Annotated in this window: 31 protein-coding genes; 21 read left to right on the top strand and 10 right to left on the bottom strand. The window is 72.1% G+C overall.

What is annotated here, in order from left to right; translation table 11 throughout:
* Positions 1 to 392: 392 nt before the first annotated feature.
* The 6 genes from ACFU9E_RS30730 (at position 393) to ACFU9E_RS30755 (ending at position 3,680) form a co-directional block, all read left to right on the top strand.
* Positions 393 to 995 carry a hypothetical protein gene (locus ACFU9E_RS30730; RefSeq protein WP_380682895.1) on the top strand — a complete coding sequence of 201 codons (603 nt, stop codon included), beginning with the start codon at positions 393 to 395 and terminating at the stop codon, positions 993 to 995.
* A 105-nt stretch (positions 996 to 1,100) separates the two neighbouring features.
* Positions 1,101 to 1,595: a hypothetical protein gene (locus tag ACFU9E_RS30735; protein WP_380682894.1), complete on the top strand. Its 495-nt coding sequence runs from the start codon at positions 1,101 to 1,103 to the stop codon at positions 1,593 to 1,595.
* Positions 1,596 to 1,629: 34 nt separating this feature from the next.
* Positions 1,630 to 2,136: an AAA family ATPase gene (locus tag ACFU9E_RS30740; protein WP_380682893.1), complete on the top strand. Its 507-nt coding sequence runs from the start codon at positions 1,630 to 1,632 to the stop codon at positions 2,134 to 2,136.
* A gap of 116 nt (positions 2,137 to 2,252) precedes the next feature.
* The gene (locus tag ACFU9E_RS30745) at positions 2,253 to 2,555 is read left to right on the top strand and encodes a hypothetical protein (RefSeq protein WP_380682892.1); all 303 of its coding nucleotides are present in this window, start codon (positions 2,253 to 2,255) and stop codon (positions 2,553 to 2,555) included.
* Between the two features lie 108 nt (positions 2,556 to 2,663).
* A complete protein-coding gene (locus ACFU9E_RS30750; RefSeq protein ID WP_380682891.1) occupies positions 2,664 to 3,212 on the top strand; it encodes a hypothetical protein in 549 nt (182 codons plus the stop codon).
* A 24-nt stretch (positions 3,213 to 3,236) separates the two neighbouring features.
* Entirely contained in the window at positions 3,237 to 3,680 is a 444-nt protein-coding gene (locus ACFU9E_RS30755; RefSeq protein ID WP_380682890.1) for a hypothetical protein, read from the top strand.
* 78 nt (positions 3,681 to 3,758) lie between these two features.
* On the opposite strand, the gene ACFU9E_RS30760 is transcribed toward ACFU9E_RS30755, so the two are convergent.
* Complete coding sequence (locus ACFU9E_RS30760; protein ID WP_380682889.1) at positions 3,759 to 4,640, bottom strand: ParA family protein; 882 nt, start codon at positions 4,638 to 4,640, stop codon at positions 3,759 to 3,761.
* Positions 4,641 to 4,656: 16 nt separating this feature from the next.
* On the bottom strand, positions 4,657 to 5,697 hold the full coding sequence (locus ACFU9E_RS30765) for a ParB/RepB/Spo0J family partition protein (protein ID WP_380682888.1): 1,041 nt from the start codon (positions 5,695 to 5,697) through the stop codon (positions 4,657 to 4,659).
* A gap of 372 nt (positions 5,698 to 6,069) precedes the next feature.
* Between ACFU9E_RS30765 and ACFU9E_RS30770 the strand changes: the two genes are divergently transcribed.
* Positions 6,070 to 6,789, top strand: a complete 720-nt coding sequence (locus tag ACFU9E_RS30770) for a hypothetical protein (protein WP_380682887.1) — start codon at positions 6,070 to 6,072, stop codon at positions 6,787 to 6,789.
* Between the two features lie 316 nt (positions 6,790 to 7,105).
* Here the strand turns inward: ACFU9E_RS30770 and ACFU9E_RS30775 are convergent, their stop codons facing one another.
* Positions 7,106 to 8,191, bottom strand: coding sequence for a Ku protein (locus tag ACFU9E_RS30775; RefSeq protein WP_380682886.1), 1,086 nt, complete (start codon positions 8,189 to 8,191; stop codon positions 7,106 to 7,108).
* A 230-nt stretch (positions 8,192 to 8,421) separates the two neighbouring features.
* Positions 8,422 to 9,441, bottom strand: coding sequence for a hypothetical protein (locus ACFU9E_RS30780; RefSeq protein ID WP_380682885.1), 1,020 nt, complete (start codon positions 9,439 to 9,441; stop codon positions 8,422 to 8,424).
* A 220-nt stretch (positions 9,442 to 9,661) separates the two neighbouring features.
* Here ACFU9E_RS30780 and ACFU9E_RS30785 point away from each other — a divergent pair, with 220 nt between their 5' ends.
* Together ACFU9E_RS30785 and ACFU9E_RS30790 are read left to right on the top strand one after the other, a co-directional pair.
* Entirely contained in the window at positions 9,662 to 10,297 is a 636-nt protein-coding gene (locus ACFU9E_RS30785; protein ID WP_380682884.1) for a hypothetical protein, read from the top strand.
* Positions 10,294 to 11,025 carry a hypothetical protein gene (locus tag ACFU9E_RS30790; RefSeq protein ID WP_380682883.1) on the top strand — a complete coding sequence of 244 codons (732 nt, stop codon included), beginning with the start codon at positions 10,294 to 10,296 and terminating at the stop codon, positions 11,023 to 11,025. Before ACFU9E_RS30785 ends, ACFU9E_RS30790 begins: the two co-directional genes overlap by 4 nt.
* Before the next feature lie 113 nt (positions 11,026 to 11,138).
* Here the strand turns inward: ACFU9E_RS30790 and ACFU9E_RS30795 are convergent, their stop codons facing one another.
* Positions 11,139 to 11,831: an HNH endonuclease family protein gene (locus tag ACFU9E_RS30795; protein WP_380682880.1), complete on the bottom strand. Its 693-nt coding sequence runs from the start codon at positions 11,829 to 11,831 to the stop codon at positions 11,139 to 11,141.
* Between the two features lie 598 nt (positions 11,832 to 12,429).
* Here ACFU9E_RS30795 and ACFU9E_RS30800 point away from each other — a divergent pair.
* The 3 genes from ACFU9E_RS30800 to ACFU9E_RS30810 all read left to right on the top strand — a co-directional run bounded on the left by ACFU9E_RS30800 (position 12,430) and on the right by ACFU9E_RS30810 (position 14,216).
* Positions 12,430 to 13,038 (top strand): RNA polymerase sigma factor, encoded by a 609-nt coding sequence (locus ACFU9E_RS30800; RefSeq protein ID WP_380682878.1) that lies wholly within the window; start codon positions 12,430 to 12,432, stop codon positions 13,036 to 13,038.
* Positions 13,035 to 13,811 carry a hypothetical protein gene (locus tag ACFU9E_RS30805; protein ID WP_380682877.1) on the top strand — a complete coding sequence of 259 codons (777 nt, stop codon included), beginning with the start codon at positions 13,035 to 13,037 and terminating at the stop codon, positions 13,809 to 13,811. Before ACFU9E_RS30800 ends, ACFU9E_RS30805 begins: the two co-directional genes overlap by 4 nt.
* Before the next feature lie 189 nt (positions 13,812 to 14,000).
* Complete coding sequence (locus ACFU9E_RS30810; protein WP_380682876.1) at positions 14,001 to 14,216, top strand: hypothetical protein; 216 nt, start codon at positions 14,001 to 14,003, stop codon at positions 14,214 to 14,216.
* Positions 14,217 to 14,374: 158 nt separating this feature from the next.
* Here the strand turns inward: ACFU9E_RS30810 and ACFU9E_RS30815 are convergent, their stop codons facing one another.
* Positions 14,375 to 14,962 carry a hypothetical protein gene (locus tag ACFU9E_RS30815; protein ID WP_380682875.1) on the bottom strand — a complete coding sequence of 196 codons (588 nt, stop codon included), beginning with the start codon at positions 14,960 to 14,962 and terminating at the stop codon, positions 14,375 to 14,377.
* A gap of 220 nt (positions 14,963 to 15,182) precedes the next feature.
* On the opposite strand from ACFU9E_RS30815, the gene ACFU9E_RS30820 reads away from it, so the two are divergent.
* The 6 genes from ACFU9E_RS30820 (at position 15,183) to ACFU9E_RS30845 (ending at position 19,822) form a co-directional block, all read left to right on the top strand.
* Positions 15,183 to 15,791, top strand: a complete 609-nt coding sequence (locus ACFU9E_RS30820; RefSeq protein ID WP_380682874.1) for an endonuclease domain-containing protein — start codon at positions 15,183 to 15,185, stop codon at positions 15,789 to 15,791.
* The gene (locus ACFU9E_RS30825) at positions 15,788 to 16,105 is read left to right on the top strand and encodes a hypothetical protein (RefSeq protein ID WP_380682873.1); all 318 of its coding nucleotides are present in this window, start codon (positions 15,788 to 15,790) and stop codon (positions 16,103 to 16,105) included. Before ACFU9E_RS30820 ends, ACFU9E_RS30825 begins: the two co-directional genes overlap by 4 nt.
* Positions 16,106 to 16,201: 96 nt before the next feature.
* Positions 16,202 to 18,463 (top strand): telomere-associated protein Tap, encoded by a 2,262-nt coding sequence (tap, locus tag ACFU9E_RS30830; RefSeq protein WP_380682871.1) that lies wholly within the window; start codon positions 16,202 to 16,204, stop codon positions 18,461 to 18,463.
* 9 nt (positions 18,464 to 18,472) lie between these two features.
* Positions 18,473 to 19,030, top strand: coding sequence for a telomere-protecting terminal protein Tpg (gene tpg / locus ACFU9E_RS30835; protein WP_380682869.1), 558 nt, complete (start codon positions 18,473 to 18,475; stop codon positions 19,028 to 19,030).
* Between the two features lie 22 nt (positions 19,031 to 19,052).
* Positions 19,053 to 19,394 carry a hypothetical protein gene (locus ACFU9E_RS30840; RefSeq protein ID WP_380682868.1) on the top strand — a complete coding sequence of 114 codons (342 nt, stop codon included), beginning with the start codon at positions 19,053 to 19,055 and terminating at the stop codon, positions 19,392 to 19,394.
* An 11-nt stretch (positions 19,395 to 19,405) separates the two neighbouring features.
* Positions 19,406 to 19,822, top strand: coding sequence for a hypothetical protein (locus ACFU9E_RS30845; protein WP_380682867.1), 417 nt, complete (start codon positions 19,406 to 19,408; stop codon positions 19,820 to 19,822).
* A gap of 70 nt (positions 19,823 to 19,892) precedes the next feature.
* On the opposite strand, the gene ACFU9E_RS30850 is transcribed toward ACFU9E_RS30845, so the two are convergent.
* Positions 19,893 to 20,213: a hypothetical protein gene (locus ACFU9E_RS30850; protein ID WP_380688994.1), complete on the bottom strand. Its 321-nt coding sequence runs from the start codon at positions 20,211 to 20,213 to the stop codon at positions 19,893 to 19,895.
* A 126-nt stretch (positions 20,214 to 20,339) separates the two neighbouring features.
* Positions 20,340 to 20,705 (bottom strand): hypothetical protein, encoded by a 366-nt coding sequence (locus ACFU9E_RS30855; RefSeq protein WP_380688992.1) that lies wholly within the window; start codon positions 20,703 to 20,705, stop codon positions 20,340 to 20,342.
* Between the two features lie 7 nt (positions 20,706 to 20,712).
* On the opposite strand from ACFU9E_RS30855, the gene ACFU9E_RS30860 reads away from it, so the two are divergent.
* The 3 genes from ACFU9E_RS30860 to ACFU9E_RS30870 are packed head-to-tail and all read left to right on the top strand — an operon-like array spanning position 20,713 to position 22,203.
* A complete protein-coding gene (locus ACFU9E_RS30860) occupies positions 20,713 to 20,958 on the top strand; it encodes a hypothetical protein (protein ID WP_380688990.1) in 246 nt (81 codons plus the stop codon).
* 38 nt (positions 20,959 to 20,996) lie between these two features.
* A complete protein-coding gene (locus tag ACFU9E_RS30865; RefSeq protein ID WP_380688988.1) occupies positions 20,997 to 21,461 on the top strand; it encodes a hypothetical protein in 465 nt (154 codons plus the stop codon).
* A gap of 7 nt (positions 21,462 to 21,468) precedes the next feature.
* Positions 21,469 to 22,203, top strand: a complete 735-nt coding sequence (locus tag ACFU9E_RS30870) for a hypothetical protein (RefSeq protein WP_380688986.1) — start codon at positions 21,469 to 21,471, stop codon at positions 22,201 to 22,203.
* Positions 22,204 to 22,359: 156 nt separating this feature from the next.
* Here ACFU9E_RS30870 and ACFU9E_RS30875 read toward each other — a convergent pair whose 3' ends face one another.
* Complete coding sequence (locus ACFU9E_RS30875; protein ID WP_380291304.1) at positions 22,360 to 22,731, bottom strand: MarR family transcriptional regulator; 372 nt, start codon at positions 22,729 to 22,731, stop codon at positions 22,360 to 22,362.
* On the bottom strand, positions 22,728 to 23,222 hold the full coding sequence (locus tag ACFU9E_RS30880) for a transcriptional regulator (RefSeq protein ID WP_380291306.1): 495 nt from the start codon (positions 23,220 to 23,222) through the stop codon (positions 22,728 to 22,730). The genes ACFU9E_RS30875 and ACFU9E_RS30880 overlap by 4 nt, the downstream gene beginning before the upstream one ends.
* Positions 23,223 to 24,306: the final 1,084 nt, after the last annotated feature.

Below are 24,306 nucleotides of genomic sequence, written 5' to 3' on the forward strand. Positions count from 1 at the left end.
CGGCCCGTTGTCGAACCTTCCCCTCGTATTTTTTAACATTGTATAGCCCCCGGTATCCCCGCCGGGCGGTTTTACCCACCGGGCCCCCCCCGCGCCCGGCCCTACCGCCGGCGCGCGGTCGGCGACGCCGTCCACGAACTGCGGCGGGAGCGGATCGGGGCCGTCACCGCCCTGATGGCCGCGCTCGCCGCCCAGCCTCCGCTCTGGTCACCGCCGCCCGACACGCGGCCTGAACAGCTCGGCCCCGCCCGGGTGCTGACGCTGCGCACCACCGCGCCCCGCCCACCGGCCAGCCAGGCCCGGGAAGCGGGGCGCCGTGGTGCGCGGCGCGCCCGCCCGTCCACCACCGGCTGACCAGAGACACGAACCCCACGCACGAACGAAGGAGAAGGATGAACAGCACCCTGTCCTCGGAGGAGCAGCTGGCGCTTGCCGTGGAGTTCCGTGTGCCGATCCCCCAAGGCCCGGTCGGCGGGTACGGCGAGGTCGTCGTGCGCCGCGACGAGACCGGCACCGGCTGGGCGGTGACCGACGGCGCCCTGGTCGGCCTGCGCGCCTGGATCGAGGGCGAGGGCTGGCGGCCGGTACGGGACATCGGCCGCGCCGCCGCCTACCCGCACACCCGCGACCAGGCGCTCGGTCTGGCCCACCAGGTCGCCGAGATCGAGGCCGCCTGCCACCAGGCGCTGCTCGCGGTCCCCGCCGACCCCCTCGCCTACGCCCGGGCCCGCGCCCGGCTGTACACGGTCACCTGCCCGCGCTGCCACACGCCCGGCGCCGAGGAGTACGGCGAACCGATCCGCAACACCGACGACTTCGCGGCCTGCGCCCGCTGCCGGACCTGCGGCCTGGAGTGGGCGCTCGACCCGGGAGCCGACGCCTCCTGCACCACCTGCGGCGGCAGCGGCATCCCCGGCGCCGGCCCCAGCGGCCGGCGCACCCCCGACGGCTGGCAGTCCGTCCCGAACTGCGAGTGCCACGAGTCCGGGCGCTGAACCTTCCCACCACCGAGCACCGCTCCCTGGCCAGCCCGGCCGCAGGGGCGGTGCTCGGCGGCGCCCGGCGCCAGCTGTCCGGCCGACCACGACCCGGAGGTACCCATGAACACCGCCCGCACCGCCCGCTTCGCCGCCGCCTACGCCCTGCTCCGCGCCGGAGCGGACATCGGTGACCACCTCGTCCAGAGCGACCACTGCGCGCGCACCAAGGGCGCCACCGACGCCGCCCCCGCCAAAGTCCTCAACGACGACGGACAGGTCATCGCGACGCACGGCACCGCCGCCGGCCGCCGGGCCTGCGCGATCCACTGTCTCACCTACACCGCCACCCAGGCCGCCGCCCTCCTCCTCGGCGCCCGCGCGCTCGGCCTGCGCCTGCGCCCCGGCCAGGTCGCCGCCGCCCTCGCGATCAGCGGCCTGACGCACTACGCGATCGACCGAAGGGTGCCGAACGGCGTTCTCCAGCGGTTCGCCGACGCCACCGGCAAGGGCGCGTTCTACCGGCTCGCCGACCACGGCATCAACGGCGCGGCCCGCATGGACGCCGCCTGCCACCACGGCTTCGAGACCATCGCCGCCGCCGTCCTCGCCCGATGACCCACCAACCCACACCACCCGGGAGACCACCAGCATGACGACCGCCCAGACCCGAGCCCTGGACGCCGTCCGGGCCGCCGGCGACCTCGTCGCCGTGATCGGCGCCGGCGCCTCCGGCAAGACCACGCTGCTCGCCGCCGCCGGGATTCCCGCCCACCGGATCGTCTCCCTCGACCGGCTGCGCGCCGCCGTTTCCGAACCGGGCGACCAGAGCGCCACCCCCGACGCCGTCCTCCTCCAGCACCACATCCTCACCATGCGGCTGCGCCGAGGCCTGACGACCTACGTCGACAACACCTCCATCGAAGCAGCTCACCGGGCGCAGCTGGTGGAGCTGGCGCACCAGCACGGCTGCCGGGCCGTCGCGATCCACCTCGACCTCCCCCTCCCGGACTGCCTCGCGCGCAACGCGCAGCGCAGCGCCGAGGCGCGGGTGCCCGAGGACGTCCTGCGCTACCAGCACCGGATGGCCCGCGACGCCCGTGACCTTCTCCCCCGTGAGGGCTGGGACGAGATCCGCCACCACCGCACCGGGCGCTGACGCTGCCCACCACCGCACCCCGCCCACCGGCCAGCCAGGCCCGGCAGGCGGGGCGCCGTGGTGGGCGGCGCGGCCGCCCGGCCGACACCCACCCCGCGCCCCCTTCGGAGGCACCCGTGACCGATACCCTGCGCACCCGCCTGGCCCGCACCGCCCTCGATACCGCCGACAGCATCGCCACCGTCACCGCCGGCGCCGCCGCCGGCCTCACCACCTACCGCACCCTCACCGCCCGCCCGACGGAGATCCGCATCACCCTCGCCCTCGCCGCCGGAACCCTCTGGGCCGCCCTCGGCAAGGACCTCGCCATCGCCGAGCTCCGCGGCCCGGCCGCCGACGGCGACGACCAGGCCGACGAGGACAACGAGGACGAGGACGTTGACCAGGAGGCCGAGGCCCACGCCGCCGGCCTGCTGTAGCCGGCCGCTCCCGGCCGCCACCCGCCCCACCTGACCGCCCGCCCCCACCCCGGCCCCGACCCGCACCCCAGCGAGCCGGGGCCGACCCGCCGAAGGAGACACCCGGACATGACCACCACCCCCGCCCCCACCCCGGCCGCCCGCCGAGGCCTCTTCACCACCGACCCCGACCAGCGGCTGCGCCCCGGCACCCCGGACCAGACCTGGGAGCTGTGGCTCACCGGCCCCGACAGCCTGCTGCCGATGCCCGACCTCGTCACCGCGCTGATGGCCGCCGCCGAACACAACGCCCTGGCCACCGACCTCGACGACGGCTCCCCGCTCCAACCCGTCAGCCACGCCCTGGTCCTCCACCACGGCTACGCCTGGCGCCGCGAAGGCGCGGCCCGCCCGGGCGCCGGCATCGCCGTCCCCTCGCTGTGCTGGACCGCGAAGTGCTCCGTCTGCGGCGACCTCGTCGAGGACGAGTACATTCCCCACCACACCAGCGCCGAGGCCGCGGCCGCCGACGCCGTCGGCCGCCGCGAATGGGACGAGCTGCCCGACGGCCGCCTGGTCTGCGACCGCGCCGACGACGCCCACGACACCGCCCGCGCCCAGGCCCGAACCGAGGACACCCCCGAACAGCCGGACAAGAACCAGCTCCGCCTCCTGTAGGCCGCCCACCCGATGGAGGAGCACGTGCACCGACCCGTCATCTCCCCCACCCCCGACAGCCCCGCCAGCCACGCCGTCGGCCTGGACCTGGACGGCACCCTCACCCGTCCCGGCCCCTGGCTTGGCGGCCGCATCGCCCTGCCCCAGCCCGGCGCCATCGACGCGCTGCGCCTGCTTGCCCAGCACCGTGCGGTCTTCGTCTACACGGCCCGCCCGCAGCGTTGGCTGCCCGAGATCGCAGACTGGGTCACCTGGTACTCCGGCCTGGAGGCCTTCGTCGACCCCAATCCCGCGAGGGCGTACTGGACCGTAGTGGGCGGTCCCATCCTGGTCACCAACACCAAACTCGGCGCGGCCGCGTACGTGGACGACCGCGCCATCCATCACGCCGGTGACTGGACCGACACTCTCGCCACCGTCAGCCATGCGATCGGCCTCGACTACGCCAGTGCTCTCGTCCCGGCCTGATCTTCAAGACACAGATGGGCCCGCTTCCCCCAGGACTTCGTACCGGGGGGAAGCGGGCCCATCTGCATTTCCGGATCTTTACGCCGTAAAGGTCTCCTTGGTGAGGCCCATGCCCGCAGCGATCCCCCGGTACTCGATCGCGGGTGCGCTGGCCGGCGCGTAGATCGGGAGGGCCGTCTGTGCGGAGTAGGCCTCGGCGACCTTCGTGCTGCGGCGCACTGACGGACTCAGCACCAGCTCGCCGTAGGCCTCGCGGAGCTGGACCTCTGAGTCGCTGTAGACCTTGCCCTGACTCTCGTGGGAGACCGATTCTCCTATCACGATCCAGTCGATCCCGAGGTTGATGCCGAGCGGGCCGAAGGCCTTGTTCATTGCGGCGAGGGTGGACTCGAGCTCTGTGAGGGCCCGGGCCTCCTTCTCCTGTGACTTCACGCAGGCCATGACCTCGACGCGGTCCTTGTCGGCGAGCAGGGCGCCCTTGGTGGTGAGCTTCAGGTCGCCGGGGCAGTCGATGAAGATCACGTCGAAGCGGCCCATGACAGCGGGCATCAGCCGGCTGAACCACATCTCGCGGAGCATGGCGCCCGCAAGTTTGTCGTCCAGTTCCTTGAGGTTGCGCGATCCAGGGACGAGCCACAGTCCGGGGATGGTGGGGCCGCCCTCGCCGCGGCGTGCAGGGATGGCCGCCTCGTCTAGAGTGGCGAGGCCGTCGACCACGTCCCAGAGCGTGGCGATGTTCTCGTCCGCGTCCGGGTCGTCATAACCGAGGATGTGGGCCAGGTCGCGCTGACTGTCCGCCTCGATGGCCAGCACGAGCAGACCTTCGGCGGCGGCAGCCGCGGCGAGGGCGCTGACCGTGGTGGTCTTCACTGATCCGCCACTCTCGTTCACGGCCACGATCACGCGGGTCTTGCGGCCTGTGTCCGCCGGGATCTGGAGGAAGGTGTCAGAGGTAGTCATCGTTGTCTCCGGATCTTTACGCCGTAAAGGCGGGGTCGTCTTCCAGCAGGCGCAGCTCGGCGGCCGTCGCCTCGTAGGCGGCGTGCTCGACCAGCCATCCGATATAGGGCCGGTCGACGCGCGCCGGGGCGCCGGTCATACGCAGCTCGCACTGGGCGAGGGCGAGCGCCAGGACGGCCTGTCGGGGGTTCGCCTCGACCGCGGAGGCGAAGGAGGGTTCGGCCTCGACGCTGCCGTTCACGGCGACAAGCCACTGTCCGGCGAGCCACTCGGCCGTGCCGTCGTCGCTGGCCGGGTTCTTGAGAGCGGAGAGCACCACGGCGGTGTCGTCGGCGGGGGTGCCAGTCAGTGCCGCCTGGCACGCGGCGTGGCGGGCGGCGGAAGCCGGGTCCTTGTCGGGGCCGATTGCGTCCTGACGGGGAACCTTGGTCGTCTTCCTGCCCCTACGGGGCGCATCCTTCTTCGCCGACCTCGCGGCCCCCTCGCCCTGAAGATCTGTCCATGCCTTGCCCTGGGCCGCGTGATCCTTGATCTTGCCGAGCTCCCGGGCCTGCTCGATCGTCATGCCGCCAGCCTTGAAGGCGGCGAGGACATCGGGCGCGAGATTGGCCAGGCGCCGCCGCTGCGAGACCCATCCCTCGCTCTTGCCCAGTGCCACCGCCACCGCGGCATAGGTCCCCAGGAGCACCTTGAGCTCCTCGATCGTTTCGAGCTCCTCCATCGGGGACAGGTCCTCGCGCTGGATGTTCTCCGTCAGCGCGAGGACCAGGATCTCGGTGCGGGTCGTCGCAGTGTTGTTGACGTGGATCGGCACTTCGTCCAGCGCCGCCATCGCCGCGGCGGCCAGCCGGCGGTTCCCGTTGACGACAACGAAGGGCACCGCGGTGACCCTGTCCGCGTGCTCCGGGTAGGCCCCCGCATAGACCGAGGCCGGGACGACTGTCAGGGACTGGGCGATCCCGCCCTGCCTGATGCTGTCGGCCAATTCCTCCACGCGCGGCAACTCTGCCCGTGGGTTCGCAGGATTCGCTACCAGCTCGCTCAGCAGCGCCGTCACCTTCGGACCCGCTCCCGGCTGCGCCTGCTGCTGTTGCTGCCTCAGGCGGCGCCGCTCTGCGAGGGATAGGTTGTTCTGCAGGCCAGGGGTGGGTTGTGACACGAGATCTCCGGGGGTGGTGGTGCAACTCGGATAGGAGACTATCCTCAGGCGCCGCCCGAGCGGGGGAGTGGGCGCCTTTACGCCGTAAAGATGCTCGCAGGACGTCGAAGGGGTGCGGCGGCGAGCGCTTCTCGATGAGCTATCCATTCCGATGGCAATCTGGGTGTCGCCCGCCCACACCTTCGGGCGAAGGTCTGGCGTGGAAGCTGTCTCAACCTTCGGCGGATCGCCATGATCCGGTGCATGAGTCGCAGAATCGGCCCCCTCCAGATGGACATCGTGAAGGTGCTGCAGAAGGCCCAGGGCCCAGAGCCCTACCCGGTACTCCTCCGCTGGAATGCCCTCGCGGCCGCTCTGAGGCGACCTCGAAGTGATCTCGGGAGTATTCGGCGGGCAGTGGCCAGCCTGCCTCTTGCGGAGGAGGTCGACTGGCCGGACAGCAACTGCTACCACTCATACGGTGTGCGGCTCGTGGCCACCATGGAGCAGCACTGGCTGTGGGAACAGCTTGTTGAGATCTTCCCGCACATCGGCCGGTCGGCCACCGCTGCCGACTACCGCAGACCGGAAGCGGCAGAGGTCAGGGTTGCGTTTGAGTACGGATGCCGCAGCTCCCGCATGACCGGCGTCGACTTGGCGGCGCTCACCGGCCTGGTTAACACCTACTGCCAGACCTCGTACGATCCCGCTGAAGTCGCATGGGAACGAGAGGGGAAGACCCAGCGGAAGGTCCAGTTGATGCGCAGCACGCACCTCCTGCGACTCGGCAGGGCCATGCACAACCTTGCTGCCAACTTGAACCAGCAGCGCATTGAGGCCCGAATGGTGACGGTGGGCCCATTTCGATTCGACCCACATGCAGACCTCGATCGCTGTCCCTGCTGCCTGCGAAAGTTCACCGCAGTGTCCCAGCCGGATCCAGCTGCCATCCTGACCGTAGCCCGCAGAACCCCCATGGAGACGCTCAACGCCAGCATGGTCGTCGGATGAAGTCCGAATTCCAGACGGCGCCATCCGTTCCGCTTCGCCAGCTCGGTCACCGGCCCCGGTCGTTGCAGGCCAAGCAGGCTGCCACCGGCTGACCCCTTGACCAGCGTCCTGCGTAAGTCAGAGTCAAATGCGAGTGCTGAGTGAATTACAGCGCCGTGCTCGGCTCCGGCGCTCATGCGCGGCGTCCCAGCTCGGCCTGTACCGGGCCAACGCTGCGGACGCTACCGTCGGCACGGCCACTGCCGACGGGCGGCCCCGAGCAGCTCACGCACCCACCCGCGACATCGTCGGTGTACCCGGCCCGCCCCGTGGCCGTTCAGGACGCGGCCCGGCGTGGCCGGCCAGCGTGTTCGAGGGCGTGCTGGAGCTGGTCGCGGGTCATGGTGGAGCGCCCCTGGATGTCGAGGTCCGTGGCGCGCTGGTAAAGCTCGGTCTTGGTGAGCTGGGACAGCTGGCGCTTGCCGGTGGCACTGGTGCGCTTCGAGGTGCTCTTGCCGGTGGAGGCCTTGGTGGAGGTGCTCTTCTTGCCGCCGGCCGCCTTGGGGGAGTGGCCGGTGCGGGCGGCACTGGTCCGGTCGGCGGTCTTCTTCGGCTGCCTGGCTGGTCCTTCGGCGGCGGGTCTGCGGGCGCCTTCGAGGCTGCGGCGCAGGACGTCCATGAGGTCGATGACGTTTGTGGCCTCCGGTGCGGGGCCGGTGGAGACGGCGATCTCGCGGCCGGCGAGCTTGTCCTCCACCAGCTTCTTCACCTGCTCCTCGTAGGTGTCGCGCCACTCCTCGGGCTTCCAGTCGATCGCGAGCATGCCGATCAGCTGCTCGGCCGTCTTGATCTCCTGGGCGGAGAGCTTGGTCTTCTCCGGCAGGTCGCCGACCTCGGTGCGCGCGTCGCGGACCTCGTCGGCGAAGTGCATGGTGTGCAGCTCCAGCAGGCCGTTCTCGGAGCGCACGGCAGTCAGGTACTCCTTGCCGCGCATCGCGAACATCGCCAGCCCGGCCTTTCCCGCGTGGTCGAGCGCTTCGACGAGCAGGGCGTACACCTTCTGGTACTCCTTGCCGCGGGGGCCGAGGTAGTAGGTCTTGTCGAAGAAGATCGGGTCGACGTCGGCGAGGTCGACGAAGCCGGCGATGTCGATCGTGCGCGAGCGCCCGGGGGAGATCTGCTCCAGTTCCTCCGGTTCGACGATCACGTACTCGCCCTCGGCGACCTCGTAGCCCTTCACGATGTCCGAGAACTCGACCTCTTCGTTCGTGCGCTCGTTGACGCGCTTGTTGCGGACCCGATCGGAGGTCCCGCGCTGCAGCTGGTGGAAGCGCACGTCGTGCGAGGACGTGGCGGTGTAGAGGGCGACCGGCACGGTCACCAGGCCGAAGCTCAGCACCCCGGTCCACACGGGTCGGGCCATCACGGCCTCCTTCCTCGCACCGCACCGCACCGCGCGCCTGCGGTCGGCTGCAGACGGCTCACCGCCAGCGTCACCGCACGCCCGGCAGCGCGCACGCGGGACTGGGCCGACGGGCGCCGCCGCCCTGCTGGGCCCCGCTCGGAGGCAGCGACGACGCCCTACCGGGCGCCTGCACCAACAGCTGGCCACCAAACCAACCGCAACCCTGGGGCCAGGCCCCCGACCGACTCCTACCGCTCCCGCCGGCCGCCGGACTCCAGCTCGCGCAGCTTCTCGGCCGTGGCCAGGGCGGCCTCGTCCGCCCGCCTCGCCCGGTCCCGGGCCTGCCCGGCCTCCTCGTGAGCGGCCAGCGCGCGGTCCTCGGCCCGGGCGAGATCCTCCCGGGCGCGCTCGTCGCGCCGCTCGGCGGCGGCGAGTGCCTCCCGGGCCTGCTCGGTCTCGTCGCGCGCCGACTGCCGAGCGGACTCGGCCTGGAAGAGCACTCGCTCGGCAGTATTGCGCAGGCCGCCTGCTTCCCGCCCGGCCCGCTCCGCCGCCTCTGCTTCCTTGCGCGCCTGCTTCAGCACCCGCTCGCGTTCCCGGTCGCGCCGGCTTTGCTCGGCCTCGGCCCGCTTCCCCGCGCCGTCCGCTCCACCGGCCGCCCGGCGCGCCGACGCCGACCCGGCATCCGGTGGCCGGGTGCCGCGCGCGGGCGCCGGTCTCCTCCGCTCCGGGGCAGCCGGCCCGGGCACCGCCTCCGCCGCACCGGCGCCGGGCCCGTTGCCTGCGGTGCCGGGCCAGGCCACCGGCTCCAAGGCGGCAGCGAGGCGGCCTGCGGCGAAGGCCTCGGCGGCGTCCGGATCCGCAAGCGCCGCGCCCAACGTCCGCTCCACCTCCTCAGCGGCCTCCGTGCCCAGCGGGTGCCCGGCGTCCTCCGCATCCCGCCGCGCCCGGCCGAGCAGCTCCCGCACCAGCTGCCGGCGCCGCTCGCCGAGCGCGCGGAGCCGGTCACCGGCGAACTGCTCTTGGGCGGCCCGCAGGTCCCGCCCGAGGCCGAGGAGGTCGGCGACAAGGTCTTCGTGATGGCGGGCGAGCTGGTTGGCAGCCCACGCGGCCCGGGTGGGGCGGCGCAGCGCCCGGATGCGTGCGGCGAGGGACCGGTCGGTCGTCTTCAGCGCATCGGCGTGCCGGTTGCGGGCGGCGGTGAACTCGCCGGGAGCGAGGGTGTAGAGCTCGTCGGCGATCCGGTCGAAGTCGCTCTGGCCTGTCATCGCCTCGGACTCTACGACTGGTCGGCCGCGCGGGCAGGTTCTGGTTGCGACCGCGCCACCGCTCGGGTGTCGGGGGTGTTGCGATGCTGGCGGGCCAGACTCGCACCTCCCTGCCGAAGGCCGAAGGGGTGAGTGAGCTGCTCCTTTCCACGGCGGGCCGGGTCGGCGGTGGCCGGAGCTGACGTTTGATCACTCAAAGAAGTTATCGAACAATAGTTCTATGACGTCGGCTGTCCCGTTCTCCCGCCCCATGCGCCCCGAGCCCGCGCTGGGCGATGCCGAGCGGGCACCCCGGGAACTGATGACGCTGCCCGGGTACTACCGCGATGTGAGGCGGTGGAGGCTGGTGGAGATCCGCCACGGGGGCCGGTGGCGCCCGGGGATGCTCACGGTGTGGCGGCGCCCGCCGGGCAGTGCGCTGTGGGTGGTCCACGTCCGGTGGGCACCCGACGACCAGGGGGAGGGGTGGGGCTGGTTCCTGTTCGACGAGGACCGCATCCGCCCTCTGCCCGAGCCCACCGACCGGCCACCCGCTGGAGCGCCGTACTACGGCGTCTGGCGGGACGCGGTCGTCGTGCCGCCCGAACTCGCCGGGCCGGCCGCTACGGACCCGGCCGAGCAGTGCTGGCGCCTCGCGTGGGTGCGTGCCGGGGGCGGGTGGCGCTCGGCGCTGCTCACCGTCCGGCGCAGGCTCGGCACCGGACCATGGATCACCCACGCCCGCTGGGGCGAGGACAAGGCGGCGGCCTGGCTGATCGCCGACGGCGTCACCGTCCAGCCGCTGCTGGCCGACGATGCCGCCCTGGCGGATGCCGCGCCGACGACCGAAGACACCACCACTTCGGAGACGGGGTGACCACCGCGGCGGCGCAAGCCGCTCCGCTGGCCGGTCGACCGCAGCTGGCCGACCTCCTCGAGGCGACGTCACCGGCCGCCCGGGCCCGCGAGGCGCGGGCCGCCGTGCTGCCGGTCCTGGCCCCGCTCGCCGGCCTCCTGCCGCACGGCGGCCTGGCGAAGGGCACCATCACCGAGGCCACCGACATGAGCCTGCTGCTCGCGCTCGCCGCCGGACCGGCGACCGCAGACCCGCACGCCTGGACCGCCGCGGTCGGCCTGCCCGACCTCGGCCTCGCCTCGGCCGCCGGCTACGGCCTCGACCTGCGCCGCCTGGCCGTCGCCGACCACCCTGGCGAACACGCCACCGAGGTCATCACCGCGCTCGCCGCCGCCTGCCCCGTCGTCCTCGCCGCCGCCCCGGCCGGAGTTTCGCCGCGCGCCCTGGACCGGCTCGCCGCCCACCTTCGCCGCACCGGCACCGTCCTGCTCACCCCCGGCCCCTGGCCCGGCGCCCACCTGCGCCTTCAGCTGACGGCGAGCCGGTGGTCCGGACTCGGCGACGGGTGGGGGAAGCTCACCGGACGGCGGGCGCGGGTGACGGTCACCGGGCGCGGCTCGGCGGTCCGTTCCCGCAGCGCGGAGCTGTGGCTGCCGGCCGCAGACGGAACCGTCACCGCCGCGCCCGACGGCGCTGCCCTCGCCGAAGGTCCGGCGTCCGGGCCAGGGCGCGCCGCCGTCTTCGGGTAGTCACCGGGAGCAGGAACACTCAGGGCACCGACCATCGCCGGCCTGCGGCACGAAGCCCGGCCGGTGCCCTGGAGGTTCCGCCGGCCGGTGGCGGGCGGGAGCGGTCCGGGTGGTCAGCGTGCGAGGACGACGGTGATCGGTACGTCCTCACAGCCGGCCGCGATGCGGTGGAGGGCGGCGAGTTCGGCGGGGTCGACGGACAGATGCCAGCGGGTCTTCACCGCGACCCAGTCCTCGGTGTAGCGGCACTGGTAGCCTGCGATCGGCAGCCACTCGGCGACGTCCTTGTCGGCCTTCTGCCTGTTCGAGCGGGCGGTGACCGCGATCAGGGTCCTCGGATCGGACAGGTCGTTGGCGTACTGCTCGCGCTCCTTCGCCGTCCAGGCGTAGCCGCCGGAGTCCCAATTTTCTGCAAGCGGTACGGCGTGGTCGACGTCAAGGCCAGCGGCGTCGGTGACGGTGACGTCGTCGTACGGGGAGAACCACTCGCCGCCGGTGAGGGTACAGCCGGGGCCCACCTCCGGGGCCTGGACGGCCTCGGCGATGATCGTGTCCTTTCGGGCGTTGCAGCCGTTGCGGTCGGCGTCGGTCCAGTGCTTGTAGGCGGTGCGGGTGTAGCCGTCGCGGCGCTCGTCCGCGACGTCGAGCGCGTCGATCGCGGCGAAGAACGTGGTGGTCACCGTCTCGCCGGACACGCGGTGCGCGGCGGTGGGTACGGGGGCGGCCTGGGCAGGGACGGTGAGCAGGGCGAGGGCGGTGGCGGTCAGCGCGGTAGCGCCGCGGCGCCACCCGTTCGAAGTGATCATGGTCTACGGCTAGCAGCCGGCCGCAGGGCGGTGATGGTCCGTCGCCCGGCGGGCGGCGTGCCGAAGCCTGAAGGTTGACGAGCAGATCTTCGGCCCGGATGAGCGGCTGCGCGCGGCCGGGTCCGTCCGCCGGCCGGGGAGACGTCACCGGGCGACCAGGAGCCCGTGCTCGGGGTCGAGCTGTCGGCCGGCGATCGACTCGGTCAGGAAGTCGGAGCACGGAGAAGTGATGCCGCTCACATTCGCTACTCTTCGTGCCTATTTGAATGCGGAAAGGAATGTTCGACTGGCCTGCCCTGGGCTGGAGTTGGCGCGCCCGCCCGAACCACTGGTCACTGTGAGTTGACGTTTGTGATCTTAGGGTGAGATTGCTGTGGGCCGTATGCGTGAACGGGCAGGGTCATTTGGTTGTGTGGAGGTAGACCACAACGTTGCCTCGGCGTGCAGGACCTGACGCCGTATCCGACCGAAAGAGTCAGATGGACGTCCACCATGACACGGCCGCCGCCCTCGGGCGGCCTGTCCGCACCTGCGACCGCCGACGACCGGCACCCGGCGCCGCGGACGCCGCGGCGCTGTCCCGAGCAGGAGCGGCCCGATGAACGACGACACCTTCACCGGCAACGGGATAGGCCCCGCCGTGCACGAGCCCGTCGACCTCCCGCTCGACTTCGAGGCCTACTTCCTCGTCAAGAACAAGGCCTTCCGCCGCTACGCCGCCGAGATGCTCGGCGACCAGGCGGTCGGCGACGAAGTGGTGCGCGAGGTCTTCACCCACCTCGCCCTGAACTGGGACCAGGTCCTCGCCGGCCCCGACTTCGAAGCCCACACCTGGGACGTCCTCACCGGCGCCGTCATGTACCGGGTGCACCGCCTGCGGCGGGAGAACGAGCTCGCCACCCGCCTGCGCCAGGCCCGCCGCAAGCTCGACCAGATGCACCAGGCCCTCGCCCGCGTCGAAGGCGGCGCCGGCCTCTATGCCGCCCTCGCCGACCTGCCCGCCCGCCAGTGCGACACCTTCATCCTGCGCACCACCATGGGCTACACCGCCGAATACACCGCCCAGATCCTCGGCATCCACCCCCGCACCGTCGACTACCACCACCGCCGCGCGCTCACCGGCCTCGAACGCCTGCTGACCGACCGCCACGTCCTGCGCCGCACCGCCGACCTCCCCGGGCCCCGCCGCGAAGGAGCCGACCGATGAACCCCGAACACATCCTCCACGACCTCATCCCCACCCCCACCGCACCCGCCGGCGCCGTCGAGCCGGACGACGCCTTCGACGTCCCCGCCGAGCTGCGCCGCATCTCCGCCGACGTCGCCCGGATCCGCCGCGGCCAGCAGCCGCCGCCGGGCTGGTGGGCCGAGCAGCAGCAGGCCCGGCAGTGCCTGGAGGCGGTGGTCGCCACCGAGCTCAGCACCACGCCCCTCGCCCGGATCGCCGACCTGGCCGCGCTCGCCGACCTCGCGGACCTGGTTGAGCAGCCGGCCGCCGCGGGCTCCGGTCGCCGTCGCCCGCGCCACCGGGGACGGGTCGAGGACATCACCCAGGAGATCGAGGGCTTCCGCCTCTTCGGCTGCGTCCTCTACCTGGCCGGGCACCCGGTCAGCGCGGAGTTCTGGTGGAAAATCGGCGCCGGCGCCCGCGACCGCATCTCCGCCTGGTGCCTGTACCTCCACCACCTCGGTCGCGGGGAGATCGGCGAGGCCCGGTTGTGGTTCGAGCAGTCCGTCCAGGCCGCCGAAGGCCTCGCTCCCGGCGTCCCCGCCCCCGCGGTCCCCGGCATGCCCGATTACTTCCGCACCGCCCCCATCGCCATGGACGCCCGCACCGCCGCGGCCGCCGCTCCCGTCGGCGTACTGGCCCGCGAGGTCGACCGGCTGGTGATGCACACCGGCGACGACACCGACGGCCTGGTCTCCTGCCCCGACCGCCGCCTGGCCGACCGCCTCGAGGAGTACGCCGGCCTGAGCTGACACCGCCGCTGGTCCGGCACGCCCCCGCGCCGGACCAGCCCGGGGCCGCCCAATATCAGGAACGAATTTCCACCCTCGATCCTGAGGGAAGCCCCAGGCCCTACACGTTTCTCGCGCCCGGGTCCTGTCCAGTGGACTCCGCGCGCCTCGAAGGGGTGAAGGACGACTCCTCTCCCGAAGGAGGGCGCGATGACGCCCGTACTCCAGTTCCTCACCGAAGCCCTCACCGACCCGGCCGGCCCCCAGGCCGACTACCTCGCCGCCCTCGCCCGCAACCTCGGCCTCACCGCCACCGGGGCGGCGAACACCGTCCTCGCCGTCCGCGCGCTGCGCCACCGCGGGATCCGGAAGGGCGGGCCCCGCCGCGGTTCGGTCCCGGTTCCGCCGAAGGCCGACGCCGAGTAGGGCCGGCGCACGAAGGTGAGGCCCGGCCGCTGGGAAGGGGCGCCGGGCCTCACTGTGATGGGCCGGTCGGTCGCCGCCGGGGGCTGTGCCGGAGAGGGATGGTGGCCTTGCAGTCCCAGCAGTCGACGGTGGTGCGCGGTGCCTGCTCCGGAGCGGGCTCAGCAGCGTTGCCGGTGGGGGCGTCGGGCGAGGTGGGCGCGTGTGTCGGTTCTGGGGACTGAGCGGCAGAGTTGCCCGGTCTGGGCCTGGCAGTGGGGACAGGGGCGGGTCATCGCGTCGAGGTAGTCCTCGGTCTCCTCCCAGCCGAGGTCCCACAGGCGGGCGACGTGGGCGACGCCGGCAATCCGTCGCGTCGACGGGATGCTGCGGCAGGCCCGGCCCGCGCGCGTATCACACAGCCAGCAGGCCCGGTCGCAGACGGGGCAGCCGTCCTCGGTCCGTAGCTCGGCGCAGCACAGGATCTCGTGCTCGCCGGGCCCCAGGGCGGAGGCGCGGAGTTCGGTCGGGCCGGGCCTGCTGAAGTCGTCGTCCCAGCACGGGGTGTCCGGGCCGGTGTAGCCGTCCCACGGCGCGCGGACGGCGGCCGCGGGAACGGCCGGCTGGTAGGGACGCGGGGTGGGGAGGCCGCCGCGGGCCGCACCGCGCCGTACGGGATGGACACTGCTGCGACCGCCGCACATGACGCCCGGCTGGGCCTTGCACTGCGGGCATCGCACCGCCAACGCGGGATCCTGGTCACTCGCCACTTGATCGTCCTGTCTCAGGCTCTGGTCTGCCTTCCTCGACCGGGGACCGCCCGAACACGTCCGGTCGGAGAGCAGCCCCTCGGACAAGCTACGGTGCCGCCGGGGTGCCTCGGGCGCGAACGGGGAGACGGGGTCCGGTCCACGGCCGGGCGATGCTGCTGTCGGTACCGACTGCCATCGCTTGTCACGCAACGTCATATTACGATTGCGAGAGGTCGCCGTGGAGTACCACCGGATGTCGTCGGAGGCGAAGGCCGCGTTCCTGGCGAAGCACCCGCGGTGCGGGTTGTGCGCCAGGCCGTCGGTGCAGATCGACCACGACCACGTCTCGCACGAGGTGCGCGGTGCGCTGTGCCGGCGCTGCAATTCCCGGCTCGGGTCGCTGGAGGCGGCGCTGCGCTTGCCCGCGAGGATGTTCCAGAGCCTGGCGGGGGACCTGCACCGGGCGCTGTGGCGTGCCGGGGCCGTGGAGCTGGAGAAGTACGCCGAGGACTTCGCCTATCTCGGGCTGACGGCCGAGGAGTACGAGCGGCGACTGCGGGCGGTGCACGAGCGGCTGGTGCTGCCGTACGTGTACTGGGCGCCGGTGACGCGGGAGGCGACGATCCGCACGCGGGAGTGGACGAAGATCGGGCCGCTGTGCGACGACGAGGAGGCCGAGCGGCACCGGACGCGGCTGGCGGCCGGGCCCGCGCCGCGGTGGGTGCGGGGGACGCGCGAGCCCGACGACGGGGTCAACAGCCCCGTGCCCCGCGCCCTGGTCGTGGTCGCCGATTCCACCGAGGGCGCCCGGGAGCTCCACCAGCAGCTGCGCGGCCCGTCGACATGAGCCGCCATGAGGCCAGGGACCATGCCTTCGCCGAGCTGGCGGTGCCGGTGCTGCTGAGCCGGCCGCTGACAGCGGAGCAGTTCCGCGCCGCACACTGGCGCGACGACGAGGAACTGTCGGCAACGGACCAGGAGCTGCGGGAGCTGTTGCTGCGCTACGGCTACATGGCCGGCTGGCTCGACCTGGCGGTACGGATCGTGCTGGAGGACCTCGCGGGGGCACTGCCGTCTGCGGCGTGGGCGGTGCCGAGCCGGGCGCGGTGGCACTGGCTGGAGCTGTTCGCGCACTGGCGGGATCAGCGAGCGCCAATCTGAAAACCATATTCAACAAGGGTTAAATTAATGGGTCAATGAAATTGGGTAACCGAGGTGGCTAATGATGTGTTAGGTTGGTCCTGGAGGTGAGGCTTCATGCCCACGCAGGACGAGTTGTTCGCGGCGGTGGACGCGCTGCTGGCCGGGGAGGAGCCCGGGCCGCAGCTGCCGGAGCCGGCCGAGCGTGCGCGCCTTCGGGAGGCCGCCGGGGTGACCCAGGCGCAGCTGGCGAAGGTGCTGCAGTCGACGGTGCAGACGGTGAAGAACTACGAGAACGGCCGTTCGGCCCCGAAGCCGCCGCGCCTGGAGGCGTACGTCAGGCTGCTGGAGGGCTGGGCGGCGAAGTATCCGGCCCCGGAGAGCGTCCCGGCTGCCTCGACGGTCGACCAGGTGCCGGCCGCGTTCGCTCCGGCGCCTGCCCCGGCGCCGGTGGAGAGCGCGCCGGAGCCGGCTGCCGACGCGGTGGTGGAGACCGCCGGGGACGCCCCGCAGGCGCCGTCCGTCCCGGCGTCCCGGCCTGCCGCGGCGCGTGCGGGTGGGCCGGTGCTGCGCCGTGCGGCGCGGCCGGCGCCGTACTTCGACGGGCAGTTCCCGAACGGGCCGCTGGTGGTGCTGGACGGGGACGGCACCGCGTACGGGGTCGGCGGGCTGTTGCTGGAGTGCCCGGCGACGACGCTGGCGCAGCTGGTGACGTGGGCGCTGACGGAGTCGGGTCTGGGTACGGCGCGGTTGCACCGCAATGGCCGGGATGGCGACCCGCTTGTCGTGCTGACTGCGGCGGCCGCCGAGAGGTTCGGTCTGCCGGCCACGCTGGACGACGACCCGGCGACCCGGCGCTCGCAGCGGCTGCCGGAGGACCACAAGGTGGTCAAGGCGCTGGCCCGCGCGAAGTGGCAGCTCACCCGCCGCGGGTTCGGCCCGTGGGCGCGGATCTACCGGCCGGTCAAGGACGGGCGCCGGCAGTGCGTGCAGCTCGCGGTCCTGCCGTGGCGGGCCCTGGACACCCGGGCCTGGGGTGCGGCGGCGGACCTGCCGGCCCCGGACCTGGCCCGCGTGCTCGGGATCTACGCCCAGCGGGTCATCACCCCGCGCGGTTCCACCGCGACCTGCGGTCTGGAGCTGATGACCGCGCTGCGCCCGCCGACGCGGGCGGTGCGCGACGAGGCGACGGGCGGGTGGGTGTCCGCGCCGAATCCGGGCGCGCTGACCGAGGTCTACGAGGCGGCGCCGCCGGAGGTGCTGACGGAGCACCCGGCGGCGCAGGGCTGGACCGGCGGGTTCCTGGACGAGGAGTCGTACCAGTGGATCCGCCCGGTGGAGACGCTCTCCGAGGCGGAGATGGTGGAGCCGTTCGCGGTGGGCATCGACATCAACACCGCCTACCTCGCCGCGGCCGCCCGGCTCTCCGTCGGCCTGTCCGGCCCCGTCCACGTCCAGCGGCCGGTGTTCGACAAGAAGGTCCCGGGTTCCTGGTTCGTCGACCTCTCCCACGTTCCGGCCGACCCGCGCCTGCCCTCCCCGTTCACCCCGACCGGCAAGCCCCCCGAGGGCCCGGCCTGGTACACCACCGCCACGGTGGCGTACGCGGTCGAGCTCGGTCACGACGTCGCTCCGATCGAGGCCTACCTGCGGGAGAAGGCCGGCGCCTACCTGGACCCGTGGCACGACCGGCTCCGCGAGGCCTACGTGACCACGATGGCCGAGGCCGGCATCCCCGTCGACAAGGACGCCGACGAGCGCGCCTTCCTCGCCGCGATGACCGCCCACCGCCTCCTCAAGAGCGCGGGTACCGACCTTGGCGCGCTGCGCACCGCGCTGGCCGCCGAGGGTCTGGGGCACCTGGCGGAGCTGGGCGACGACCAGCTCGCCTCGGCCGTGTGGCGTCACCACCAGATCGCCATGGTGCTGTCCGCGGTGAAGTCGACGGTGAAGTTCGGGATCGGCAAGCTGCGCGAGCGCCCGCAGGGCCTGACCTACAGGCCCGGTGAGCCGTGGTCGGCGCTGGAGCGGCCGACCTGGCGCCCGGACATCCGGGCGGCGGTCATCGCCAAGGCCCGGGTGAACATGCACCGCAAGATGGCGAACGTGGCGAAGGCGAACGGCCGCTACCCGCTCGGCGTGAACAACGACTGCGTCGTTTACGCCTCCCCGGGTGCCTCGCCGCTGGACTTCCTGCCGCTCACCGGCGCCGGCCGGGTGCTGCCCGGCACGTTCCGCCTTGGTGCCACCCCGGGCCTGTCCAAGGTGGAGGGCGTGCAGCAGATGCTGACCGTCGTCGACTGGCTCGAGCGCGACCAGCCCGTCAACCCGGCCCGCCACATCAAGGGCTACGACGCCAACGCCGTCGACGGGAAGTAGGAGGGGACCGTGGAGGAGATCATCGACGCCATCGACCGGGCCGCGCCCGAGCACTTCACGCAGGCCCTGCCGAAGTCCGCGCAGGCCCAGATGCGGGCCCTGGTCAAGGCCGCCAAGGGTGACAAGAAGGCCGTCGCGCAGCGCCTGGGCGTCGACCCCAACACCGTGCGCCGTTACCTCAAGGGCGAGCGCAAGCACCCGCGCGCCGCGCTGCGCGAGGCCCTGCTGCGCGAGTTGCAGAAGGTGTGGCAGCCCGGCATCCGCCGCCAGGCCCGCAAGAAGGCCGCCACCAGCACGGGCATCACGGTGGAGGTGTGGGCGTACTTCGGCTACACCGCCCCGGTCGGAACTACCGACGAGCCGAGGCTGCGGCACCTGACCGTTCACCTGCCCCCGGAGTGGGCCGACCGCCTCTTCGCCGCCCAGGACGAAGGCGCCGGCGACCAACAGATGCGCGACATCATGGCCGAAGGATTCCAGGAAATCTATTTCCAGAACGGCGGGTCACGCGCCGAAAACCTGGAAGTGGAATTCACCGGAATCCAGGCGATCGACGTTTCCTACTGACCCCAGGTTGGAGAAAGCCGCCATGCACCACACCGTCATCGGCACCGACATCAACAGCGTGCACCTCGCGACCGCCCGCCGGCGGCCCGACGAGCGCCAGGCCGCCGACCTCGAGCACATCCGCGCCTACTACGCGCTGGAGAGCCGCCTCGGCATCCGCGTCGAACTCGGCGGCCGCATCCGCCACGACGGCCGCGCGGGCACCATCGTGGACACCGCCGGGCAGCGGCTGAAGGTGCTGCTCGACGGCGACCAGACGCCGAGCGTCTGCCACGTCACCTCGCAGATGGCGTACGAGATGCCCACCGGGTGGATCACCGCCACGCCCGTCCCGGACCCGTGGGCCGCCGCCCCGACGGCCTGAGCGGGGCCGCGGTGAACGCCCGAGAGCGCCTCGAAGCGATGGTCCGCACCGACCGCGGCAACATGACCGTCTGGTCCCCGCAGGAACTTCGCGAGGCCCTGGACGCCTACGCCGACGAAGTCCGGGCCGACGCCGACGGGGACACCAAGCGCCTGGCCGGCCTCGCCGCGCACGGACTGCGCCGCGCCCTGGCCGCCGGCGGCGAGGCCGAGCTGCCGCCCGCCGAGGAGCTGACCGCCCTGGTCGCCGAGTTCGACCGGATGCGGGCGGTGGTCGCCGCGTCGTGGAGGCAGGCCGCCGTACAGCTGGCGGCCGTCCCGCACCAGCCGACCGCGCTGACCGGCCCGTACTGGTACGGCCAGGGCTGGGACGACGCGGTCCACCACCTGCACGACATGGCAGACGGCATGGAACCGCACAGCCGGTAGGAGAAGCACGTGGGCCCGTTCCCGGCATTGGAGCTGCCGGGAACGGGCCCACCCGTGCATTCTGCCCCGTTCAACCAGCCGCCGGCGCGCCGGGCAGGACCCGGCCCGCGACGATCTGCGCGCGGGCGGTGATGGCATGGCCGTCGCACACGCCGTAGACGGTGGAGCCGTCGTCGGCCTGGACGGTGTGGGTGGCCGGCTCCGGGCACAGCGCGCCGAGACGGTCGTACGGCCAGGCGTTGAAGCACACCGGGTCCGTACACCAGCTGCCGCGGTCGACGTTCGAGCGCAGGGTGCCCCCGTGGTCCGGGCACACACCCCACGGCACGGCGCACCGGCCCGGCTCGACGACGTCCTGGTTCTCCGGCGCGTACAGCGCGATAGCGGTCACACCGGGATTCTCCCCGGACCTCGCCCCGCTGCGCCGGAACATTCCAAGTTGCCCTGATTCAGGGCCGTTTGTGCTCGGAATGGCGGAACTCTGTCCACAGGCGGACCGCTTCACGCTGCTCGGGTGCTAGACAACATAAACGAAGACATAGACGGCATAAGCGCCGAAACCGCTAGCGGGCGGGAGAAGCGCGGGACGATCGCGGACGGCCTGGAGCGCGCCGAGCGCGCCCAGTTCACCGAGCCGATCCCGGCATCCACCCAGGGGCGGGTCGGGTTCCTGCTCGGGAAGCTGACGGGCGGCACGAAGGCCCTGGCGGCCCGCCTGGGCGTCTCCCAGCGCACCGTGCAGCGCTACCGCGCCGGAACCGTCACCCGGCCGCGTGCGGCCGCCCGGGAGGCGCTGGAGGACGAGACCTGCGAGCACTGGCAGCAGGACGTGCGGGCCGAGGCCCGGCAGCGCGCGGCCAGGGTCCGGGTTCACGATCAGCACCCGCGCGGTGTTCGGCTTCGACGCCGGAGCCGGCACCAGCGACTCCCCGCGCCCACGCCTGCTCACCCAGCGCATCTCCGGCACCCACGCGGCCGCCATCATCGCCGCCCGCGAAGCCGGCGCCACCGACGACCAGCTCACCGACATGGTCGGCGAAGCCCTCGCCGACGCCTACTTCCGCAACGAAGGCAACCGCACCGCCAACCTCAAGGTCCGCCTCCGGGACATCGAGTACATCGACATGTCCTTCTGACCCTGCCCGCGACCAGCACCGACACCGAGGACCACACCATGACCCAGCACCACCACTGCGGGCACAGCCACCACGACCACGACTTGGACGAGCAACTGCACCAGCGCTTCCATCACCTCCAGCACCACCACCGCCACGGCGCCCTGGACGCCACCCTGGACCCGACCCAGGCCGACGAGATGGTCCTCGACCGCCTCGCCGACCGCATCCCGGGCGTCCGGACCACCGAGGACTACCTGGCGATCGAGGCCTGGCTCGCCGCTGCCTACACCGACCGCCGCAGCTGCTACGCCGACCCCCACACCCACGTCCACTCCGAACTGCCCACGATGGTCCGCGAGCGGGCCGCCTGGCTCTACCCCTGCCCCACCGCCGACGGCCTCCCGGGCTGCCCGCAGGCCTGCGCTGGCGCCGACCACCGCGCCCAGGCCCAGGCCGCCTTCGACCTCTCGCTGCTCCTCGAACGCGACCGCTGGGACTTCTACTGCCAGGCAAGGGGCTGACGACCCGATGGACAACACCACTGCCCCCGGCACCGCGCGCCGCGACCAGGTGCTCCGCCTGATCCGCGAAGGCCGGCTCGACGACCTCGCCCCCGGCCCCGGCGACGAGGACCTCCTGGACGAGCCCGACCAGACCGACCACGACGCCTGCGTCTACATCGAGGCCTGGCTCACCGCCGCCTACCTGGACGGCACCGGCTGCTACGCCGAACCGGCCGCCCGCGCGGCATCCCGGCTGCCCGCCCTGGTGCTCGGCCACGCCGACCGCCGCTACGCCTGCCCGCCCGACTGCCCGGTACCGGCGCGCACTGCGACGGCTGCGCGCAGGCATGCGAAGGCGGGGCCCACCGCCGCCAGGCGCTCCTGTCCCGGCTGTTCGCCCGGGTGCTCACCGGCCGGCAACGGGACGCCCAGCGGCTCCTGCTCACCCCGATCATCGAGCCCTGCATACCCTTCCGGCAGCCCGGCCGCCACCGCCGGCCCCACCCCTGACCCGGCAGGCCGCACGTCCGAGGGCCCGGCCCAGAACACCTCGAGCGTTCTCGGCCGGGCCCTCGGACTTCGTTCTGCGGGAGCAGAGCGAACTGATCAACCCTGTGATGACGTCAACCGGCCCCGTGCCGCTCTGACCTGCTGTTTTCCCCTCCAGGGGAACGATGTACGCGCATTGCTCCTTGTTCTGCCCCCGCAGAACGAACCGGTACCACCAGTGCTACCACCCGCCAGCAGCGCACCGTCCTGACCAGCAGCTTTCCCCTCCAGGGGAACGATGTACGCGCGAGAGCCCGGGCCCGTCCCGCCGAAGCAGAACGAACCCGGGCTCCCAAGAAGGACCACCAGTTGGCCACATGGCCTATGAGCTGTGACTTTCCCCTCTGGGGGAACGATGTACGCGGGCTCAGGCCCGGGGCCGGAGCTGGTGGACCTGCGCCAACTGCCCGTCCTCGTCCTCCTGGTCCACCTCGATGCCCAGAGCCACCCGGCCCAGCACGTAGAAGCGGCTGCCCACAGCAGAGTGCGAGAGCTCCAGCCAGCCACCAGCGGCGAGCCGGCCGATGCTCCGCGACGCGCTGGTGGTGCTCAGCCCGAGCTCGCGGCCGATGTCGGTGGTCGTCTTGGTGACCGCCGCGCCCACCGGCACCGCGGTCGCGAAGTACATCAGCATCCGCAAGTCCGCGCCGGGCAGCGAGCTGGCCCGCAGAAGCAGGGAGTTGATCTCGTCCGCCTCCAGGAGTCGGACGCCGAACTCAGCGGGGGCCGGGGAGCTCATGAGGTCTCCTTCTTCTTCCGAGCGGGCTTCTTTGGTGCCGGGCACGGCACCACCGGGTGGCGCACGGACGCCGTCGCCAGACGCTGCGCCACCGCGCTGCCATCGTAGGCTGCCCGGGCGTTGAGCTTGTAGAACGTCACCCTGCCGATCTTCTCGGCCTCGATCAGGATGCCGCCCACGTTCAGTCTGCCGACCGACTTGCTGACCTGCGCCGGCCGGATCCCCAGGTTCGTCCCGATCTCCCGGAAGCTCTCGCGAAGAGGCGCTTCGCCCTCCGGCGAGTTGAACAGGTAGTAGCCGAAGACGTCGCGGTCGTTCTGGTCGTACCCGCTGTCGGCCCGCCAGACCGACTTCCCCAGCACCTTGCCGACGTTGATGTGCCGGCCGCCGCCCGACCAGTCGTAGGTGGTGTTCTTGTCCTTCTCCAGCAGCTGCAGCTGCAGCACCTCTCCGGTGCCCGTGTTCACCGCGGCCTTCACTCGGGCGGCCATACCCCTCCCTACCTCGAACTTTCCCCTAGAGGGGAACGATGTACGCGCGGCACAGTAGCCGCGATTCCCCTCTAGGGGAAAGGCGCCACGCCGAACCCTCCACCCCCGGCCGATTCCCCCATAGGGGAACGCAACCGCCGGAAGTGACATTCGAATTGCGCTTTTAGCTACATGACCATGCCCCTGACCTGGGCAAACGTCAGATCCCTCTTAGCGCATCAGGTGTACCCCCAGCCCCGGGCATTCGCGGCACCCCCTCCGCGCGGCAGCATCGGCCTCCGGCCGATCCGGCAGTCGCCGCGCCCGCTACGCTCCGCCAGGCCGGACGGCGGGTCAACTGCCCTTCCGCCGGACGTGTGAGGCTACGCCGCGCGGAAGCCCCGGCAGGGGCTCCTCCGGACCCCGCCCCCGCCGGATCCATACCGGTGGCTGACCTCCGCTCATAGCCCGTACGACGCAAGGGTCGATGTTCGGGGAACCGAATTCCCCACCCTTCCCGGTACAAATAACCCGCCATCCAATCTTCCGTTCTTCTGAGCTTCCGTCCTGCCAAATCCCCGAATTTGCTAACCAGGAGCAGCAGGGATCGAACCACTTACTGGGGTGGAACACGATCCCTGATGCTACACAGTGCATCAGAATGATGCACAAGGGCTCCCGATCGCGCTCACACTCAAGGGTGATGCATCGAACAATCCGGCGTGGATCGACTCGGGTAGGGTATGCTTCCCCCTGTCGATAGTTTTAGTTCGGGAGTTGACGGAGGACCAGAGTGGGCGGAGCGAAGCGGAGTCCACCGGGCTCGACAGGGGGTGCCGGCTTTGACCGGGCGTGAGGTCACGGAGCGTGAGAGGGTGGGGATAGTCCGGGATTCCTGGGCCTACACAGTGCCGCGCGTGATGCACCCGCCCCCCAGTCAGCCATCGGATTCCCGCTTGCGGGAATCCCGTCAATTCGCGCTTGCGCGAATTGACTTGCCGTTAGAATTCCGCTTGCGGAATTCAATTCCCGCGCAAGCGCGGGAATTTCGCCGGAGCGAAGCGAAGGCGTTCCCTGCCCGGCGGCTTGCCGCCGGGATACCCGC

It is taken from the genome of Kitasatospora sp. NPDC057595 (assembly GCF_042800875.1).
GTDB lineage: Bacteria > Actinomycetota > Actinomycetes > Streptomycetales > Streptomycetaceae > Kitasatospora.

Excerpts from the sequence above, each read along its gene's own strand:
- ACFU9E_RS30730 (WP_380682895.1), top strand. The coding sequence starts at position 393 with ATGAACAGCACCCTGTCCTCGGAGGAGCAGCTGGCGCTTGCCGTGGAG.
- ACFU9E_RS30735 (WP_380682894.1), top strand. The coding sequence starts at position 1,101 with ATGAACACCGCCCGCACCGCCCGCTTCGCCGCCGCCTACGCCCTGCTC.
- ACFU9E_RS30740 (WP_380682893.1), top strand. The coding sequence starts at position 1,630 with ATGACGACCGCCCAGACCCGAGCCCTGGACGCCGTCCGGGCCGCCGGC.
- ACFU9E_RS30750 (WP_380682891.1), top strand. The coding sequence starts at position 2,664 with ATGACCACCACCCCCGCCCCCACCCCGGCCGCCCGCCGAGGCCTCTTC.
- ACFU9E_RS30760 (WP_380682889.1), bottom strand. The coding sequence starts at position 4,640 with ATGACTACCTCTGACACCTTCCTCCAGATCCCGGCGGACACAGGCCGC.
- ACFU9E_RS30770 (WP_380682887.1), top strand. The coding sequence starts at position 6,070 with ATGGACATCGTGAAGGTGCTGCAGAAGGCCCAGGGCCCAGAGCCCTAC.
- ACFU9E_RS30775 (WP_380682886.1), bottom strand. The coding sequence starts at position 8,191 with ATGGCCCGACCCGTGTGGACCGGGGTGCTGAGCTTCGGCCTGGTGACC.
- ACFU9E_RS30780 (WP_380682885.1), bottom strand. The coding sequence starts at position 9,441 with ATGACAGGCCAGAGCGACTTCGACCGGATCGCCGACGAGCTCTACACC.
- ACFU9E_RS30785 (WP_380682884.1), top strand. The coding sequence starts at position 9,662 with ATGACGTCGGCTGTCCCGTTCTCCCGCCCCATGCGCCCCGAGCCCGCG.
- ACFU9E_RS30795 (WP_380682880.1), bottom strand. The coding sequence starts at position 11,831 with ATGATCACTTCGAACGGGTGGCGCCGCGGCGCTACCGCGCTGACCGCC.
- ACFU9E_RS30800 (WP_380682878.1), top strand. The coding sequence starts at position 12,430 with ATGAACGACGACACCTTCACCGGCAACGGGATAGGCCCCGCCGTGCAC.
- ACFU9E_RS30805 (WP_380682877.1), top strand. The coding sequence starts at position 13,035 with ATGAACCCCGAACACATCCTCCACGACCTCATCCCCACCCCCACCGCA.
- ACFU9E_RS30810 (WP_380682876.1), top strand. The coding sequence starts at position 14,001 with ATGACGCCCGTACTCCAGTTCCTCACCGAAGCCCTCACCGACCCGGCC.
- ACFU9E_RS30825 (WP_380682873.1), top strand. The coding sequence starts at position 15,788 with ATGAGCCGCCATGAGGCCAGGGACCATGCCTTCGCCGAGCTGGCGGTG.
- tap (WP_380682871.1), top strand. The coding sequence starts at position 16,202 with ATGCCCACGCAGGACGAGTTGTTCGCGGCGGTGGACGCGCTGCTGGCC.
- ACFU9E_RS30840 (WP_380682868.1), top strand. The coding sequence starts at position 19,053 with ATGCACCACACCGTCATCGGCACCGACATCAACAGCGTGCACCTCGCG.
- ACFU9E_RS30865 (WP_380688988.1), top strand. The coding sequence starts at position 20,997 with ATGACCCAGCACCACCACTGCGGGCACAGCCACCACGACCACGACTTG.
- ACFU9E_RS30870 (WP_380688986.1), top strand. The coding sequence starts at position 21,469 with ATGGACAACACCACTGCCCCCGGCACCGCGCGCCGCGACCAGGTGCTC.
- ACFU9E_RS30875 (WP_380291304.1), bottom strand. The coding sequence starts at position 22,731 with ATGAGCTCCCCGGCCCCCGCTGAGTTCGGCGTCCGACTCCTGGAGGCG.
- ACFU9E_RS30880 (WP_380291306.1), bottom strand. The coding sequence starts at position 23,222 with ATGGCCGCCCGAGTGAAGGCCGCGGTGAACACGGGCACCGGAGAGGTG.